The sequence below is a fragment of the Micromonospora sp. NPDC047134 genome (assembly GCF_040643455.1).
In the GTDB taxonomy this organism is placed as follows: domain Bacteria; phylum Actinomycetota; class Actinomycetes; order Mycobacteriales; family Micromonosporaceae; genus Micromonospora.
On the sequence record NZ_JBEYUI010000053.1, the window covers coordinates 1 to 1,729 of the forward strand.

2 rRNA genes (1 of these 2 cut by a window edge) are annotated in these 1,729 nt (G+C 59.4%); both read left to right on the forward strand.

The features are described 5' to 3' along the window. Positions 1 to 1,066 (forward strand): 16S ribosomal RNA (locus ABZ795_RS28665); the annotation flags it as partial. 393 nt (positions 1,067 to 1,459) lie between these two features. After that, positions 1,460 to 1,729: ribosomal RNA gene (locus ABZ795_RS28670) — 23S ribosomal RNA — on the forward strand (it continues 2,940 nt past the right edge of the window).

The window sequence follows — 1,729 nt, forward strand, 5'->3', positions numbered from 1 at the left end:
AGTGACGGTACCTGCAGAAGAAGCGCCGGCCAACTACGTGCCAGCAGCCGCGGTAAGACGTAGGGCGCGAGCGTTGTCCGGATTTATTGGGCGTAAAGAGCTCGTAGGCGGCTTGTCGCGTCGACTGTGAAAACCCGTGGCTCAACTGCGGGCCTGCAGTCGATACGGGCAGGCTAGAGTTCGGTAGGGGAGACTGGAATTCCTGGTGTAGCGGTGAAATGCGCAGATATCAGGAGGAACACCGGTGGCGAAGGCGGGTCTCTGGGCCGATACTGACGCTGAGGAGCGAAAGCGTGGGGAGCGAACAGGATTAGATACCCTGGTAGTCCACGCTGTAAACGTTGGGCGCTAGGTGTGGGGGGCCTCTCCGGTTCTCTGTGCCGCAGCTAACGCATTAAGCGCCCCGCCTGGGGAGTACGGCCGCAAGGCTAAAACTCAAAGGAATTGACGGGGGCCCGCACAAGCGGCGGAGCATGCGGATTAATTCGATGCAACGCGAAGAACCTTACCTGGGTTTGACATCGCCGGAAATCCTGCAGAGATGTGGGGTCCTTCGGGGCCGGTGACAGGTGGTGCATGGCTGTCGTCAGCTCGTGTCGTGAGATGTTGGGTTAAGTCCCGCAACGAGCGCAACCCTCGTCCCATGTTGCCAGCAATTCGGTTGGGGACTCATGGGAGACTGCCGGGGTCAACTCGGAGGAAGGTGGGGATGACGTCAAGTCATCATGCCCCTTATGTCCAGGGCTTCACGCATGCTACAATGGCCGGTACAATGGGCTGCGATACCGTGAGGTGGAGCGAATCCCAAAAAGCCGGTCTCAGTTCGGATCGGGGTCTGCAACTCGACCCCGTGAAGTCGGAGTCGCTAGTAATCGCAGATCAGCAACGCTGCGGTGAATACGTTCCCGGGCCTTGTACACACCGCCCGTCACGTCACGAAAGTCGGCAACACCCGAAGCCGGTGGCCCAACCCTTGTGGAGGGAGCCGTCGAAGGTGGGGCTGGCGATTGGGACGAAGTCGTAACAAGGTAGCCGTACCGGAAGGTGCGGCTGGATCACCTCCTTTCTAAGGAGCACCATCCGGCGAAAGCTGGTATGGAGCCCGCGGTCTGCGAATGTCGGATCGGGGTGCTCAATTGGCGGAGACACTGGCGAGTCAGGTGCCGGCAACGGCCAGGTTCTTCCTAGTACAGCTGCTCCTCTTGGGGGGTGGTGGGAACGGTGGGGTTGGTGCGGCTGGTGGCTGATGATGAACACCCTGTTGGGTCCTGAAGGAACAACCTGTTGTGGTTGTTGTCTTCGGAACCGATTGCTCCACCCTGACGTGATTGGGGTGGGGTGTGGTTGCCAGGCATGGCCTGGTCTCGCATACCGCCGGCGGTTGTCGGGCTGGTGTGGGGCTTGGGGTTGTGGGTTGGTTGTTTGTTGAGAATTGCACAGTGGACGCGAGCATCTTTGTGGTCAAGTTGTCAAGGGCGAACGGTGGATGCCTTGGCACCAGGAGCCGATGAAGGACGTGGGAGGCCGCGATAGGCCTGGGGGAGCTGTCAACCGAGCTGTGATCCCAGGGTGTCCGAATGGGGTAACCCGGCATCAGTCATGTGATGTCACCTGCACCTGAACTCATAGGGTGTGTGGAGGGAACGCGGGGAAGTGAAACATCTCAGTACCCGTAGGAAGAGAAAACAATTTAGTGATTCCGTGAGTAGTGGCGAGCGAAAGCGGATTG